This window comes from Aquaspirillum serpens DSM 68 (genome assembly GCF_000420525.1).
In the GTDB taxonomy this organism is placed as follows: Bacteria; Pseudomonadota; Gammaproteobacteria; order Burkholderiales; family Aquaspirillaceae; genus Aquaspirillum; species Aquaspirillum serpens.
Window position 1 is genome coordinate 1 of record NZ_ATVC01000061.1, and the last position, 16,315, is coordinate 16,315.

16 protein-coding genes, 1 tRNA gene and 1 pseudogene are annotated in these 16,315 nt (G+C 46.4%); 3 read left to right on the forward strand and 15 right to left on the reverse strand.

Translation table 11 applies throughout. The features are described from left to right. Nucleotides 1-263: helix-turn-helix domain-containing protein (locus G465_RS14490; RefSeq protein WP_155846540.1), on the reverse strand; the 263-nt coding region annotated here is incomplete at its 3' end. Nucleotides 264-284: 21 nt separating this feature from the next. On the opposite strand from G465_RS14490, the pseudogene G465_RS15545 reads away from it, so the two are divergent. Next, nucleotides 285-514 (forward strand): annotated as a pseudogene (locus G465_RS15545) (transposase). Between the two features lie 210 nt (nt 515-724). On the opposite strand, the gene G465_RS0110625 reads toward G465_RS15545, so the two are convergent. Continuing rightward, complete coding sequence (locus G465_RS0110625; RefSeq protein WP_022654444.1) at nt 725-1,567, reverse strand: DMT family transporter; 843 nt, start codon at nt 1,565-1,567, stop codon at nt 725-727. A 216-nt stretch (nt 1,568-1,783) separates the two neighbouring features. Between G465_RS0110625 and clpB the strand changes: the two genes are divergently transcribed. Further along, nucleotides 1,784-4,363: an ATP-dependent chaperone ClpB gene (clpB, locus tag G465_RS0110630; protein ID WP_022654445.1), complete on the forward strand. Its 2,580-nt coding sequence runs from the start codon at nt 1,784-1,786 to the stop codon at nt 4,361-4,363. 66 nt (nt 4,364-4,429) lie between these two features. Beyond that, nucleotides 4,430-4,519, forward strand: a tRNA-Ser gene (locus G465_RS0110635). A gap of 50 nt (nt 4,520-4,569) precedes the next feature. On the opposite strand, the gene flgL is transcribed toward G465_RS0110635, so the two are convergent. The 13 genes from flgL to G465_RS16260 form a co-directional block, all read right to left on the reverse strand. Then, a complete protein-coding gene (gene flgL, locus G465_RS0110640) occupies nt 4,570-5,853 on the reverse strand; it encodes a flagellar hook-associated protein FlgL (RefSeq protein ID WP_022654446.1) in 1,284 nt (427 codons plus the stop codon). A 31-nt stretch (nt 5,854-5,884) separates the two neighbouring features. Then, on the reverse strand, nt 5,885-7,996 hold the full coding sequence (gene flgK / locus G465_RS14495; RefSeq protein ID WP_022654448.1) for a flagellar hook-associated protein FlgK: 2,112 nt from the start codon (nt 7,994-7,996) through the stop codon (nt 5,885-5,887). Nucleotides 7,997-8,063: 67 nt separating this feature from the next. After that, the gene (gene flgJ, locus G465_RS0110650) at nt 8,064-9,023 is read right to left on the reverse strand and encodes a flagellar assembly peptidoglycan hydrolase FlgJ (RefSeq protein WP_022654449.1); all 960 of its coding nucleotides are present in this window, start codon (nt 9,021-9,023) and stop codon (nt 8,064-8,066) included. A 61-nt stretch (nt 9,024-9,084) separates the two neighbouring features. After that, the gene (locus G465_RS0110655; protein WP_022654451.1) at nt 9,085-10,191 is read right to left on the reverse strand and encodes a flagellar basal body P-ring protein FlgI; all 1,107 of its coding nucleotides are present in this window, start codon (nt 10,189-10,191) and stop codon (nt 9,085-9,087) included. A gap of 17 nt (nt 10,192-10,208) precedes the next feature. Next, nucleotides 10,209-10,916 carry a flagellar basal body L-ring protein FlgH gene (locus tag G465_RS0110660; RefSeq protein WP_022654452.1) on the reverse strand — a complete coding sequence of 236 codons (708 nt, stop codon included), beginning with the start codon at nt 10,914-10,916 and terminating at the stop codon, nt 10,209-10,211. A 143-nt stretch (nt 10,917-11,059) separates the two neighbouring features. Further along, nucleotides 11,060-11,842, reverse strand: a complete 783-nt coding sequence (gene flgG / locus G465_RS0110665) for a flagellar basal-body rod protein FlgG (RefSeq protein ID WP_022654453.1) — start codon at nt 11,840-11,842, stop codon at nt 11,060-11,062. A 24-nt stretch (nt 11,843-11,866) separates the two neighbouring features. Then, a complete protein-coding gene (locus G465_RS0110670; RefSeq protein ID WP_022654454.1) occupies nt 11,867-12,613 on the reverse strand; it encodes a flagellar basal body rod protein FlgF in 747 nt (248 codons plus the stop codon). 101 nt (nt 12,614-12,714) lie between these two features. Continuing rightward, nucleotides 12,715-14,010, reverse strand: a complete 1,296-nt coding sequence (flgE, locus tag G465_RS0110675) for a flagellar hook protein FlgE (protein ID WP_022654455.1) — start codon at nt 14,008-14,010, stop codon at nt 12,715-12,717. 64 nt (nt 14,011-14,074) lie between these two features. Further along, the gene (locus G465_RS0110680) at nt 14,075-14,752 is read right to left on the reverse strand and encodes a flagellar hook assembly protein FlgD (RefSeq protein WP_022654456.1); all 678 of its coding nucleotides are present in this window, start codon (nt 14,750-14,752) and stop codon (nt 14,075-14,077) included. A 19-nt stretch (nt 14,753-14,771) separates the two neighbouring features. Continuing rightward, nucleotides 14,772-15,185 carry a flagellar basal body rod protein FlgC gene (gene flgC, locus G465_RS0110685; protein ID WP_022654457.1) on the reverse strand — a complete coding sequence of 138 codons (414 nt, stop codon included), beginning with the start codon at nt 15,183-15,185 and terminating at the stop codon, nt 14,772-14,774. Between the two features lie 2 nt (nt 15,186-15,187). Continuing rightward, a complete protein-coding gene (gene flgB / locus G465_RS0110690; RefSeq protein ID WP_022654458.1) occupies nt 15,188-15,595 on the reverse strand; it encodes a flagellar basal body rod protein FlgB in 408 nt (135 codons plus the stop codon). 256 nt (nt 15,596-15,851) lie between these two features. Then, the gene (locus tag G465_RS0110695) at nt 15,852-16,031 is read right to left on the reverse strand and encodes a chemotaxis protein CheB (protein WP_027405396.1); all 180 of its coding nucleotides are present in this window, start codon (nt 16,029-16,031) and stop codon (nt 15,852-15,854) included. A gap of 47 nt (nt 16,032-16,078) precedes the next feature. Continuing rightward, nucleotides 16,079-16,315, reverse strand: a 237-nt coding sequence (locus G465_RS16260) for a zinc ribbon domain-containing protein (RefSeq protein ID WP_155846541.1), incomplete at its 5' end; no start/stop codon positions are given.

The following is a 16,315-nucleotide window of genomic DNA, read 5'->3' on the forward strand; positions in this document are numbered from 1 at the left end:
CGCTCCAAGTCCTTGAGGGTTTGCTGTAACGGATGCACAGGTGCATCAGCCAACCATACCATTTCCGAGCTATTGCGCCACTCGGTGAGCCGCTTGCACAGCCCAGCATAACCCAGCTTCTTCTCGCCATTCTCGTAGCGTTCTTTCTGCAACGCCAGCGCCTTGTTGAATACGAACCGGCACGAGCCAGCGAAGCGGCGCATCTGCCGCTCCTGATGGCCGTCTGGCACCAGTTCGTATTTGAAGGCTTGAAGTCGTTGCATGAATCAATGATACTTTGGTCTATGAGAGATGACAACGATATTCGGCACGGACGGTACTGCGTGTTCAAGATGCACGTCCATTTGGTCTTTGTGGCGAATCCAGCCGTTTGCTACGGAAGGAACGCCCTGACCTCCAGAATCGCTACTGGAATGGCGCCCTGTGGTCGCCATCCTACTTCGCCTCATCCTGTGGGGGTGCGCCGATCTCCATCGTGCGCCAATACATCGAACAGCAGCAGACGCCACACTGAAACCCAAGGACGGCTACGCCGTCCGCGCTATCCTTTCCCGCCCTGAACGGCGGGGCTTGTTGCGCACAGGGTCAAGAAACTGCCTTAGTGAATTTAGTACGCGACAGTTTTGAAGAACTCTCCGAAGCGTATCAAGCGAATTACGCGCTGCAAAATCGCCTCGGCGAAGTCATCCATCAACTTGAGATGGTTAAGTCTAATTAACGTCGTCTATTTTGGTGTGCGGGTCCCTAACACAGCACCGCCGACAATCAACACAATCGCCGCCAACGCATAACCATCCAAAACCCCGCTCCCCGTTACAATCAACAATAAAGTGGATAATAACGGGGTAGTGAAGGCCAACGCGCCGATTTTGCGTGGATCGCCTTGTTTTAATGCTTTATCCCACAAGAAAAACGCCCCACCCATCGGCCCAATCCCCAACAGCCCTAGCCATATCCATTCCTGCATCTTCGGTGTATAGGCAGGCTCTAATGCAAAATGACTCAGTAGCGACAATACCCCAGACAATAAACAAAATAGGCCAATCGCTGCCGTTGGATAGGGGGGAAGCCGCTTGCTCAACAACGAATAGGCTGCCCATAGAAATGCAGCTAATACCGCGCAGGCATAACCCATGATAAATCGGGCTTCTAACGACAGAGAGCCCTTAGTCACAATCAACGCCGCCCCAATAAATCCCAACCCAGCGGCAATAATATGTTGCCGGCGCAAGGCCATATTCGGTAACAACACTGGCGACAGCAGCACAATCAATAACGGCCACAGATAATTTAATAAATTGGCTTCTACCGCTGGAGCTAAGCGAAAGGCTAAGAATAAAAAGAAGTGATAACCAAAAATGCCAGCGATCCCAACCAATAAAGTTGGTAAAGGCACTTTCCATTGGCGATAGGTCGGCAAGCTCAAAATCCCCGCCACCAATAAAGTAACGCCCACCGTTAAAAACGGCGGTACCGCTGCCACTCGGGTGCCCAAGGTTGCCAAACTTGCCCAAATCACAATTGCGGCAGCAGCAAAAAATAAGGGATGTTGTTGTTTTGTTGGCATGATGTGCTGGATTTCTCGCAAGATAAAGAAGATCTACATAGAGTAATCGATCTTGCCTTCGATGGCACCTTCGCAGATATCCGCACCAACACGTCCAGACTCGCCTACCTAGACAAAGTCTGAGAAATCAAGACCCAGCAAGAAAAAATTTCCTGCTTGATAAAGGTTTTCCCCTACCCAAGTTAGGGTTTAACTTAATTGCAGTAGGAAAGCATCATGCGTTTTGACAAACTCACCACTAAATTTCAACAAGCCATCAGCGATGCCCAAAGTCTGGCCTTAGCCAATGACAACCCCTATATCGAACCGCAGCATGTGTTGTTGGCGATGCTCAACGATCGTGAAGGCGGCGTCGGTGGCCTACTAGCCCGAGCCGGAGTGAATGCTGGCGGGTTAGGTCAGGCATTGAAAACAGCGATCGAACGCTTGCCCAAAGTCAGTGGTACCGGCGGCGAAATCAGTGTGTCGAAAGAGCTAGCCAATTTATTTAATCTCACAGAAAAAGCGGCACTAAAACGAGGCGATCAATTTATTGCCAGTGAAATGTTTTTATTGGCACTCACTGAAGATAAAAGCGAAACAGGCCGCCTATTCAAAGAACACGGCGGACAAACGGCAGCGTTAGAGGCGGCCATCAATGCCGTACGGGGCAGCGATACCATCAACACCGCTGATGCCGAGAGTCAACGTGAGGCATTAAGTAAATACACCTTGGATCTGACCGAACGAGCACGGCAGGGTAAGCTCGACCCCGTGATTGGGCGAGACGATGAAATTCGCCGCGCTATTCAAGTCTTACAACGGCGCACCAAAAATAATCCGGTACTCATTGGTGAACCAGGGGTTGGTAAAACAGCAATTGTGGAAGGGCTGGCCCAACGGATTGTGAATGGCGAAGTCCCTGAATCACTCAAACACAAGCGGCTGTTAGTACTGGATTTAGCCGCCTTACTGGCAGGGGCAAAATACCGTGGAGAGTTTGAAGAACGACTCAAAGCGGTGTTGAACGATTTGGCTAAAGACGAGGGCAATACACTGATCTTTATTGATGAAATTCATACCTTAGTTGGCGCCGGTAAAGCCGAGGGTGCGATGGACGCGGGCAATATGTTGAAACCAGCTTTAGCCCGTGGTGAATTGCATTGCCTTGGTGCGACAACGCTGGATGAATACCGCAAATACATCGAAAAAGATGCTGCCCTAGAACGTCGCTTCCAAAAGGTGCAAGTCAGTGAACCCTCGGTTGAGGACACCATCGCCATTCTGCGCGGCTTACAAGAGAAATATGAGATTCACCATGGTGTCGATATTACCGATCCTGCGATAGTTGCCGCTGCCGAGCTGTCGCATCGTTACATCACCGATCGCTTCTTGCCTGATAAAGCGATTGATTTGATTGATGAAGCAGCAAGCCGGATCAAAATGGAAATTGATTCAAAACCAGAGTCAATGGATAAACTGGATCGCCGTTTAATTCAGTTGAAAATTGAACGGGAAGCAGTGAAACGCGAGTCGGATGAAGCCAGCCAAAAACGCTTAGCCCTGATTAACGAAGAAATTGAAAAACTAAGCCGAGAGTATGCCGACTTAGAAGAAATTTGGAAGGCCGAAAAAGCGGCACAGCAAGGTAGCCAATCGATCAAGGAAGAGATCGACAAACTTAAAGTACAGATTGAAGAGCTAAAACGACAGGGACAATGGGAAAAACTGGCCGAGCTGCAATATGGCAAGTTGCCACAGTTGGAAGCCCGTCTGAAAGAAGCCGAAGCGGCCAGCCAAGGTGGACAGAAAAAGCCCAATCAGCTGCTCAGAACCCAAGTTGGAGCGGAAGAAATCGCCGAGGTGGTAAGCCGTGCAACAGGCATTCCTGTTTCCAAAATGTTGACTGGAGAACGCGAGAAACTGTTACGGATGGAAGACGTGTTACACCAGCGCGTTATTGGACAAAATGAAGCTGTCCGTGCCGTGGCAGACGCGATTCGCCGTAGCCGTTCTGGTCTGTCTGATCCAAACAAACCCTATGGCTCTTTCCTATTCCTTGGGCCGACTGGTGTGGGTAAAACCGAACTGTGCAAAACACTGGCAGGTTTTATGTTTGATAGTGAAGAACACATGATTCGGATTGATATGTCCGAATATATGGAGAAGCACTCGGTGGCCCGCCTTATCGGTGCGCCCCCCGGTTATGTTGGCTATGAAGAAGGCGGCTATCTGACTGAACAGGTTCGGCGCAAACCTTATTCGGTGATTCTGTTAGACGAAGTCGAAAAAGCCCACCCCGATGTGTTTAATATTTTGCTGCAGGTGTTGGATGATGGGCGTTTAACAGATGGTCAAGGCAGAACTGTCGATTTTCGCAATACGGTCATTGCCATGACATCAAACATTGGTAGTCAGATTATTCAAACCATGGCCACCGATGATTATGAACTGACTAAAATTGCGGTGTTAGGTGAGGTTAAAGCCCACTTCCGCCCAGAATTTGTCAATCGGATCGACGAAGTGGTGGTTTTCCATGCTTTGGATGATAAACACATCAAATCGATTGCACGAATTCAACTCCGCCATTTAGAAAGCCGCTTGGCCAAGTTAGAACTGGCACTTCAAGTTACAGACGATGCGTTAACACTGCTGACCGAGGCCGGATTTGATCCGATTTATGGTGCGCGTCCATTAAAACGCGCCATTCAAAATGAAATCGAAAATCCACTGGCAAAAGCGATATTAGCCGGTCACTATCCACCTAAATCGGTGATTGTGATTGACGCCCGCCACGGGAAATTGAGCTTTAGCTAAGCAACAACGCTGTGCATCTTGACAGAAAAGTTAGCTCTGTTAAGATGCGCGTCTGTTTCGAAGTTCGGAGAGATGCCGGAGAGGCTAAACGGCCCTGACTCGAAATCAGTGGGGGGTTCGCGCCCCACGGGGGTTCGAATCCCCCTCTCTCCGCCAGAATAAAAAACCCCCGCTTAATCGCGGGGGTTTTGTTTTGCTGTCATCAATTAGCTGATGTAGTTAAACAGTGACAATGAGCTTACTTTTGAGAAAGAGAGCTGCGATGCTTCCAAAGCTGTTTTCGCCATCACCAAGCTGGTACTGGCCTCTGCAATATTCAGATCTTCCAAATCACTAATCGATTTTTTGTAAACCAAATTCAGATCTTCACCAAGATCACGACTCTGTTCTACTTCTAAACGACGCGACCCCACGGCAGCTAAAGTGGATAATGAACGCTCGTGCGCCTTGTCTACGCCCTTCATCACCTGTGCGGCTTCTAAAGTGTAAGATTTCAGCGTCACGCTGTCTGCGGCTAATGCCCCCGTTGGCAGATTTTCAAATTTAAGCGTTAAACCAGTATCCTCGCCACCTGTGGTTCGAATACGATATTCACCGACTTTGCCATCGTAAGCCACTTGGAAATTAGCGTTATAAGGTGCAGGTAAAGTAGGCAGAGTAGTATCGTTCATCCCAGCTGGTAGCGACACATTCACCCCACCTTGTCCAAATGCATCTTTTAGATCTTCAAACGCAGCAGCAGCTGTTGCATTTTTAATGTTTGGAATAGAATCAGCTACGCCCAAGGTAACTGAAGTACCGCCATTAGCAGGTAAACTAGCTTTTGGATTTAAACCATCACGCCCCTGTTTTAGCATTTCCCCAAAGCGCAACATGGTGTCGAAAATATTACCAGAGTCACGGCCTACAGTGCTGCCCGTCCCAAAGGTTGCAGAACCTGGGTCTGTAATAGCGATTTGTCGTGCGGTACCTGTTTGAACCGATTTTTGGCCATCATTACCATTATAACGAATGACTGTATCAGCGCCATAGGGACGAGAACCTTCGATGGTATAGGGTGGTGTACTGGTTTTCGTACCAGAAAACAGATAATTTCCCTGACCGTCGGTTGTGTTTAACACCCCGACTAATTCTTCCATTTTGCCATCAAATTCACCGCTGATGATTTTAAGGTCGGTGTCTTTAAAAGCAGGGTTACCAGCACGCACCACCATTTCTTTCATCTGGGTCATGATGTCAGACACAGTTTGCAGGGCGTTGTCACTGAACTGCAAAGCGGAGTCTACCGCTTTAGTGTTTTCAATAAACTGTGCATTACGGCTGTCAGATTGTTTAGTATCTAACACCCGCGCCGCAGCCACTGGATCGTCAGAAGGGCTGTTAATCCGCTTAAGCGAGTTAAGTTGTTTTTGCAGCTCAAACAAGGTGTTTTGTTGACGGTTAATCCCTGCAGCACCGGTTTGATACGTAAAAGAAGAGCTGATTCTCATAGGATGTCCTTTATATTCTCAGTGAGCAGGATTAACGAAGCGCTTGCAATACCGAGTCGAACAAACCTTGGCCAATTTGAATCACTTTACTCGAGGCTTGATAGGCTTGTTGGAATTTAATCAAGTTTGCTGCTTCTTCATCCAAATTCACACCAGAAACACGTTCACGCGCCATCGTCACTTGCTCTAATGTCACTTTTTGTGCCGCACCAATCGCCTTTACTTCATTGGTTTTACTGCCCACCACCGTCACCATTTGACCAAAAGTGGCTTGGAAATTCGATGCTGCTGGGGCAGGAAAGGTAAAGGTTTGCCCAGCATTCGCAGCACCTAGCGCAGCAGGGGCAGTAAAAGTCATCAATGTGCGGCTAGAAGCATCTTGCAAAGAGTAGGTTGATCCAGCAGGCACAATGGTATAGCCGTTTGGCAAGTTGGTGAAATTAGTACCATCAAACCCCATAGTGATTGGCAATTTAGAAACAAAGTCTAGCTGGGCTTTTTTGTCAGCTGCTACATCCGGATCTTGCACATTGATTGTGAAGTTAAGGACCGGTGGTGTACCAGGGCCAATACCATTCACTTTGCCACTTGCAGGCAAATCGGCTACGGTCGCTAACGATTGCAACTTGGCCATTTCCAGTAAGTTGGTGTTTTCACCCTTTTCCAATAAAGCACCGGGTGTCCGGTTTGCAATCACAAAGGTGTCATTTGCAGCAGGGGTCCCTGACACCGTAAATTGTATCCCCATTGGGGCGCCACTTTGATCTACTACCTTGAAGCCCCCAGAAACACCAGGAATGCGATTGAGAGACAAAGGTGGTGTATGCGCGGCACCAGTATTATCGGTAATACTGTAATTAGTACCATCAAACCGAATCTGGATTGGCATGGCAGGAACCGCAGCAGCAGGCGTAAACGGTGCTGTTGTTGAGATTTGGCTAATCGCAGCAGTTCCAGCGAGTTGTGTCGGTAATGCACCATTAAAAGAAGCATTACGATCGAATACGATGGCAGACGCTGCGGCAATTTTGTTTGGATCGGTTTGCAGCAACGACAAAGCACGCACAGCATAGCGCTGTTGAATCTCTAATTTTTCTGCATCAGTTTTTGCCGAGTAGTCTGGTGTTGGAGGATTGACTGGCGGAAAGTTAAAGCGCAGTTCAAACAAATCCGTACCAGCATCGCCATTCAGATCCACACCCTGGGCATTTTGACGGTTGAAACGATCGACAATTTCCATTGCCATTTGGCCAATGCGTTTTTGTGTATCGTCCAATGTTTTGCGCATTTCTAATGCACCGCCCATTGATCCCCCACTTAATAAATCTGAGGGAATCTCAAAAGGTGCACCCGATTGGTAATAGACAACCAACTCTTGTTCCATACCAGGTTGGTTGGAATAGTCGGATCTTAGTAGTGCTGGATCATTACCCAATACCAGACTTTGCCCTTTACCAATGTAAACATTCACTGTGCCATCACCGAGCGGCACCATGGTGGCATTGATATATTTGTTCAGTTCAGTTACAGCTTGATCACGTTGATCAATTAAGTCGTTAGGCAACTGGACCCCGTCATTGCGCCATAACATGGTGATTTGTTTATTGAGATCAGCAATTTGCTGCGCAATACCGTTGATTGCGGTAACAGACGATTTAATTTCGGTGTTAATCCCCAAGCGCAGTTCTTCCATACGGTCGTCGGCCGACTTCATGGTATTCACTAACGATGACATCTGGTCAATCATCGCTTGGCGAGAAGGAATCGAAGAGGGATCAGAGGTCAGTGTTTGCACTGAGCTGAAGAATTGTTGTAGCCGTGGCGAAATGCCGTTGGTTGAGTTTGCGATCACATCGTCTAGCTGTTTCATATAGCTAAACTGCGTCTCATAGTAGCTGTTACTGGCAGTGGCTGTTTGAACCTGTTTATCTAAAAAACGGTCGTAGATTCGTTGAACATCATTGAGTTCAACCCCTTGACCGGGGAAACCATAGCCTAGATTTTGTGGATACATTGCCGACTGCACCAATGCCTTGCGATGGTAACCAGCGGTGTTAACGTTGCTAATATTTTGCGAAGTGACATTTAACGCGGCGCGGGCAGCATTCAGCCCCGACACACCAATATTTAAGATACCGGCCATGATAGATTCCTGCCCAAAAAGTCATTAACTTACATCGTCTGCACAGCAACAAACTTAAGCGTTTCTACTAGGAACGTGCAGCAATTTGCATTTTTTCGCTACCTGCCACTTGGCTCAATTTAGCAGCATAGTTTGGATCGGTAGCATAACCACCTTTGGCTAGAGCACGTGCAAATCCGACGGCATCAGCGCCCTTGTTCAGCGCGTCTTGATAGCGTGAGTTGGTACTCAGTAATCGTGCGTAGTCGGCAAAGGCATGGGCATAAGAAGGATAGGAACGGAAACGCTCAACCCGTTTTTGCGCTACCCCATCGACATACTCTGTGGTCAGCACATCAGTGGTTGCACCTTTCCAGTTGCCAGTTGCTTTAATCCCAAACAAGTTGTGGCTATTCGAACCATCGGCATTCTTAATGTTTCTTTTTCCCCATCCTGATTCCAATGCAGCATGAGCGACGATCAGTTGAGGCTCTACGCCAATCGCTCGGGCAGCAGGGGTGGCATGATTTAGCATAGACTGAATAAAATCACCACTGTTGGCGTTTTGCGTGTTATTCGTTCTGCCTGCTGCAGGTTTAGCCGTTACACCTTGAACCCCGTCTTGTTCCAGCTGTTGCAACGCTTTGGCAATCGCTGGTTTCTGCAGTGCTAGCAGCTGCATAGAACTTGCTGCGGCTGTTTTCTTGACTGGTTCGTCCCATTCGATGCCCGATTGTTTGGCAATTTGCCGAGCAATCATATCACCCAATCCAACACCGCCAGCCTGACTCATTTGCTGTACGATTTGTTGATCTTGCATTCCACGAAAGGTATTTAGGGCATTGCTTTCCTCTTCTCCAGAGAAAGACGTTTCCCGCATTGTTTGCATCACAATGTTCAGGAACATGGCCTCAAATTCACCAGCAACTTTCTTAATCGCAGTCTTAGGATCTTTTACTGCCTCGGCACGTAGATCATCCAATGAACGACTGTCTATTGCCAACCGTTGTTGAGCTCGTGCAGATTCAAACGAAGAAGAGATTTGCATAACAACTAAGCCTCAAAAGAATAACTCACACCCAGCAATTACCATGCCTTGCGCAAAATGCTTAAATAATTTGCAATTCTGCTTTCAACGCACCAGCGGCTTTCATGGCCTGCAAAATCGATAACAAATCTTGTGGTGTTGCACCAACCGCGTTCAAGGCGCGCACAACTTCATTTAAGCTGGTGCCACGGGGAACATTAATTACCTTGCCGCCATCAGCACGTACATTGATGTCAGCTTGTTGCCCAACCACAGTTTGCCCCTGACTTAACGGGTTCGGTTGACTTACAACAGGCGTACTGTTTACCGTAACAGACAAATTGCCATGGGCAACAGCACAGGGCTCAACTTTCACCGCTTGGTTCATTACCACCGACCCTGTGCGGGCGTTCAAGATGACCAGAGGGGTAGATTCTGCCGCTGTAACGGCAAGGTTTTCCATTTTTGCCAGGAATTGGACGCGCTGATTACTATCAAAAGGTGTGCGAACTTCGACAACACGACCATCCAAAGCACGGGCTGTTTCTGAACCAAAAGCTTTGTTTATCGCCTCAACCACTCGGTTAGCTGTAGTGAAGTCTGCTTCAAGTAACTCTAGCTGTACGCTATTAGCATTGGCATTCAGACCACTTGCAACCTCTCGCTCCACTGTTGCACCAGCAGGGATTCTTCCTGCATTTAGCTGATTCACTTTTGCACTCGAGCCACCCGCAGAAGCTCCTGCACCACCGATCAAAATATTACCTTGAGCCATTGCATAAATTTGACCATCAGCACCTTTTAGTGGGGTCATCAATAGGGTCCCACCTCGCAAACTTTTTGCATCACCAATCGCAGAAACAGTGATGTCTAATGGCTGACCAGATTTTGCGAAAGGAGGTAAATTAGCAGTTACTACTACAGCTGCTGCATTTTTGGGATCAATCTTTTGACCTGGCTGCATTTGCACACCGAGTTGATTCAACATATTGATCATACTCTGGCTGGTATAAGGGGAAGAAGTTGCTTTATCACCTGTGCCATCTAGTCCAACGACTAGACCATAACCAACCAACTGGTTACTACGTACGCCACCAATCGTTGCCAGCTCTTTAATTTTTTGAGCAGACCAAGCGGGCATAGATAAGGCGGATGCTAAAACTAGACCCATAATTACACTGATACGCATGGTTTTTATCCAGAAATTTAAAATGGTAAAATAGTCATGAAAAATCGCGTTAACCAACCAGGTTGTGCAAACAAACTATTATTGCCCTTATTAATTTGCTCAATACGAGCATCAGCCATTTTCTGTGAAGAAACGATATTTCCGCCTAAGCGAGGATCAACTTTTACATCCCTAGGATTAATAATTCCAGATAAACGAATGTATTGCATTTCACCATTCATTTTAACTTGTTTTTCACCGCTCACTTGTAAATTACCATTTGGTAATACATCAATTACTGTCACACTGATATTGGTATTAAAAGAACTAGAAGCACTACTTTTTCCACTACCATCATTTTCAACTTCACCATTGATATTAACATTTAGCCCTCGTGTCTTGGCTTCAAGGTAATTGGGAAAGAATGGAATGCTGAAACCAGGTGCACTAGCGGAGCCTGACGCTGAACGGCTACCAGAACTACTTTCTGAGTTGGAAACATTCGCACGTTCTTCAATAACCACAGTAAGGATGTCTCCAACCTGACTCGGGGTACGATCTGCGAACAACCCCTGATTCCCACTGGTTTGAAAAATTGCTCCATTAGCTGGGCGAAGATTAGGCTGTTGGATTGGTCGAGCCGACAGAGGCTGTTGCACAATTGTAGGGGGAGGAGTCATACAACCTGTAAGTAAGGTCACGAAACCGAACACCAACAAGCGGGTCGTATATTTAACGGAAGCCATTTTTGTATCTCAGCAATCAGAGGGGCAAACATCATGTTACCCCAATTACAGTAAATCCACACTACGAGAAAAATAACGCCCGCAGCATCAAAATGCACACGGGCGAGAAAATTAACCTAACAAAGCACAAACGAAATTAAAAATTACAGTTGACTTAATCTTTGCAACATCTCATCACTTGTTTTCACGCCACGGGAATTAAGTTCAAAAGATCGTTGTGCCTGAATCATATTGATCAACTCTTCAGTTACATTGACGTTTGAAGCTTCTAGAAAACCCTGTTTGAGGGCACCACGTCCGTCTGCGTTTGGATCGCCTGTAATGGGTGCACCAGAGGCAGCCGTTTCCAGATATAAGTTTCCACCAATACTCTCTAAACCTTGTGGATTAATAAAGTCAGAGATTTGAATAATTCCTAATTCAGTAGGCTCAGTCGCACCTTGAGCTGTCACTTGGACACGCCCATCAGCAGAAATCACTAATTTATTTGAATTAGCAGGAACTGTGATAGGAGGATCTAACAAATAACCATTGGAAGTAACCAGCTGACCTTCACTGTTTAATTTAAAACTACCATCACGGGTATAACCTGTTGAGCCATCTGGTAGTGTCACTCTAAAAAATCCCTTACCATTAATAGCAATATCTAATGCGCCCTCGGTATTCTGCATATTGCCATCCGAATGCATGCGGTCTGTTGCAACAGGTGCCGAGCCCGTACCGACCATTAAACCTGTAGGAATTTGCGAGTTATTTGCACTTTGAGAACCAGGTTGACGAATGGTCTGATACATTAGGTCTTCGAATACAGCTCGGCTTTTTTTAAAGCCTGTTGTGTTCACATTAGCCAAGTTATTGGTCACGACATCTAACCGAAATTGACTAGAGTTCATACCTGTTTTGGAAATATATAAGGAGCGCAACATATCTGTTTCCTTTTTTAATATAGATTAGTTAGACAAACTCATAATAGAATTTGCTTGTCTAGCATTTTGGTCAGCGGTCTGCATAAGCTTAATATTTAAATCATATTGTCTAGCATGATTGACCATCTGAACTAATGTTTCTACCGGATTAACATTACTTCCTTCTACTGCGCCAGAAATTAAACTTCTGGTTTCGTCTAATTCTGGAATTCCACCATCACGCCGACGAAATAAACCATCATTGCCTTTATAAAAATCCTTACCAGACTCGTCAGCGACCATTTTAATTCGTCCTACAACTTGTGCTTGACGAACCCCTTGATCAATGGCGACAGCCGTTACAGTACCATCAGTCCCCAATTCAACACGACTGTTTGGAGGAATGGTCAAAGGTCCACCGTCACCCAAAATCAGACGACCTGAGCGGGTTCTCATTAGACCATTTTCATCAACAACATAGCCTCCATCACGCGTATATGCTTCATTTCCTTGCGGATCTTGCACAGCAAAGAAACCATGCCCTTTAATGGCAAAGTCTTGGTCATTTCCAGTGTGATTGATTGGCCCTTGATTGGGATCATGACCAACGGTGCTATCAACAGAGAAGGCGCGGGTAGGAACGCCATCACCCACAACAGGAAGGGCCCGAAAAGCCACCAACTCAGCCTTGAATCCATTGGTATTTGCATTCGCCAAGTTATTACTGGTTGTGGCCTGCTGCAATGCGACGTGCTTAGCTCCGTTCATTGCAATAAACAGCATCTTATCCATTCCGCCTCCTTCACTTCTTTTTTATTGTAGGCAATTTCAAGCCAATACAGCCCAGACAAACTGTTAGGATGACTTACTAGCCATCCTAACAATAGATTACATTAACGCAAGTTAATCACACTTTGTAATACAGCATCTTGAACTTTAATTGTTTGCGCATTTGCTTGATAAAAACGCTGCGCAGTAATCATATTCACTAACTCTGCGGTCAAATCAACGTTGGCTTCTTCTAGTGCCTGAGATTGAATCAATCCAGTATTAGTGCTGCCCGGATTATTAAGTGTTGGAGTACCAGACTGATAGGTTTGAATCCAGCGATTATTACCAATTGATTGCAATCCTTGTTGATTCGGGAAATTGGCAAGAATAACTTGACCGATTGTTTTATTTTGACCGTTGGAATATCTGGCGCTGACAATACCGTCTTTACTAACTTCCAAATTAGTCACAACGGAAGGAGGGTAACCTGGTTGAATAATATCATTGTTACTAAACTGTGCACCAAACTGAGTCGTATTAGCAAAATCAATATTAATATTGATTGGAGCTGCATTTACCGGCACACCTAATGTACCAGGATCGAAAGCGGTGAAATTGAGTAAATTAGGTCCTGTTGGCAATTTACCTTCGGTGTCGAAAGTTAATGCTTGTTGCCCAAGATCGACTACAGCATTCGGACTGACTGTTTCATCAATGCCTCGAGCAAATACCTGCCATGCCCCACCACCAGCAGTATCTTTAACAAAATACAAGTTTAACTTGTAGGGATTGCCTAAACTATCATAAATATTAGTAGAGGTGGTATGAATATTAGTAGAGGTGGTATGGTTGTAAGTAGCAGGATTTGCAGGGTCAAAATTAGCAGGATCTAATGAAGTTTGACGAGAATCCAGATTAAAAGCCCATTTTATTTCACCTGCTCCTGCAGGGAAATCTGTAGGTCTAGGTTCTAGCAAACTATTATCAACCCTCATACTGGTTTGTGTTCCCTCTAAAACACGACCTGTATTTTCATCAACAGCCCAACCCTGAAGGTTCGACCCACCATTGTTAACAATAAACCCTTCACGATCAATTTTAAACTGGCCATTTCTTGAATAAGAGACACCATTCGTATCTTTAATGACGAAAAATCCGTTGCCAGAAATCGCCATATCCATCTGATTACCAGTTGTCGTGATTCCACCTTGACTAAATTGTTGTGCAATAGTCTCTGTCCTAACACCTAAACCTGTTTGTGTCGCTGCTACGCCATAAAAATTGGCCGCGTACATATCAGCAAATTCCGCACGAGACCCTTTGAAACCAATCGTGCCAGAGTTAGCAACGTTATTACCAATTACATCAAGCTGTTTTGAAGCAGCGTTAATACCACCTATACCATGTTGAAAACCCATTTTTATCTCCTTAATACCAAATGAAATAAACCACTTGGAAAAATACTATTCAATAGTTAAATAATCATGCGCCTAATTGGTAAATATCCGTCAGGCCAACGCGGGTACCATCTGGCAGATGCAGTTGCGCTGCACCTTGCGCCCAACTGACTGCATTAACACGTTGATATGACAAAGGTTGTGCTACAGCGACATTACCACCGGTTTTTGCCGAGACGCTAAAGCTATAAGCACCAGCAGGCAAAGCCTCACCCGCACTACTCTTACCATCCCACTCAAACTCCATCACACCTTCTTTTTGCTTGCCCAATTCAATGGTATCCACCTTATCACCTTTGGCGTTATACACACTGATTGCGACGGTATCAGCCCCTTGTGGCAGATTTAACGCAGCACGAGCGGTATCCCCCTCAGCCAAAGTTAAACCAGAACCACCCACCAAGGCCGAACGCCCAACCATATTCGCGGCAGAGAGCGATTGTGCAGTGGCATACATCGTAGCCATGTCTTCCATGGTTTTATTCAGCTTTTCAATCCCTTGCACCGTGCTGATTTGTGCCATCTGGCTGGTCACAGCTTCGTTATCCAAAGGATTTAATGGATCTTGGGTTTGCAGTTGGGTGACCAACAGTTTCAAAAAGCGATCCTGTGCTTCTTCAATTTCAGATTTTTTACCTGTTGCAGCAGTGCCATTGATATTGGCATACGGATCAGCAGCAGAAGTGGAGTTCACAGTAGACATTATTAAAATCCTCTAAAAATTACTGCTGACCAATGCTCAAAGCAGATTTGAGCAAAGTTTTGGTGGTATTCATCAGTTCGACATTAGTTTGATAAGCACGGGAGGCCGCAATCATATCTGCCATTTCTTCGACTGGATTGATATTAGGCATCGTTACATACCCTTGTTGATTGGCAAGAGGATGTTTAGGGTCGTACACCATTTTGGGTGGGGACTGATCTTCAACAACAGCAGTTACTTTCACACTGTTGACCTGTGGAATACCATCACGCACAGGAATAGGGGTAAAGACCACTCGCCGCGCTTTATAAGGATCACCATTTGAGGCAACGGCACTATCAACGTTGGCGATATTACTGGCCACCACGTTCAAACGCATGGATTGGGCCGTCATCCCTGAGCTAGCAATGCCAAAAACTTTATGCAAAGACATGATTATTGTCCTTTAATTGCGTCCGACAGACCAGAAATCCGACGGTTTAAGAAGGTCAAGGTGGTTTGATAGCGCATGGAGTTATCTGTGAATTGCGTACGTTCTAAGTCCATGTCCACCGTATTACCATCAATGCTTGGCTGGACTTCACGCCGATATTGCAACTCAGCCAAACTCACCGCTCTCACCTTGCCTTGTAAGTGACTTTGATGGGTTTTTTCCATCGACATCGATTCTTTTTTTTGCAGCAATTCTGCTTGTGCCAAAGTCTTATTGAAATCAAAGTCAACAGACTTATAGTAAGGGGTTTCAGAGTTGGCGATGTTACTGGCCAGCACTTCATTGCGGTAGCTACGCAACCCTAGCGCCTGCTGCTGAAAATTAAAGTGTTTGGCTATTTTGTCGATCATAATGATTCGCCCTGTTGTACATACTGCCACGCCGTCAGGTTAAGCAGAAAGCGTGCCAAAAAAGCACACCACCTAACACCATGAATCTAAAACAAAAAATCGAATTCTGTCGTCTCAACGCTGCTGGTAGGACATTTCACCACAAAAGGCCGGCAAGTTTTGCCGCCTTATTGCCGCATCACAAAAGCGTGTTTGCAGTTTATGAGTTTTTGCCAGTTATGCGCTAACCATACCAGAGGCAAGGCGAGTTTATCCACTAAAAAAGCGAGACAACTCGATCGGCTAACGCCTCTGGACAGCCGGTTTCTTGAACTGCGCCGAGTTTAATCGCTTCCCCTGGCATACCAAATACAACACAACTGGCTTGATCTTGCGCTAAAGTCGTCGCCCCTGCTTGCCTTAAGCGTAATAAGCCAGCGGCGCCATCTTTACCCATCCCCTTGACATCCTCCCCGGCCTGAAGGCCGGAGATTCCTACGGCGCTCAAACACGGCATTGAGCCGCACCTGAGTCGCTTCGGTGGGTTCCTGCTGCTGGCGGCATTGCTGCACCGCTCACTTCACAGGCGAACCGGGCGTGTCCCGCCCTTAGAACATTGATCGCGCCGACCACATCGGCGTTTTCCTCGAAACTACACTCGACACAGACAAAGCGGGCTTGTGTTTGCCGGTTGTCTGCGCTGACGTGACCGCAGCACGGACAAGTGCGGCTGGTGTTCTC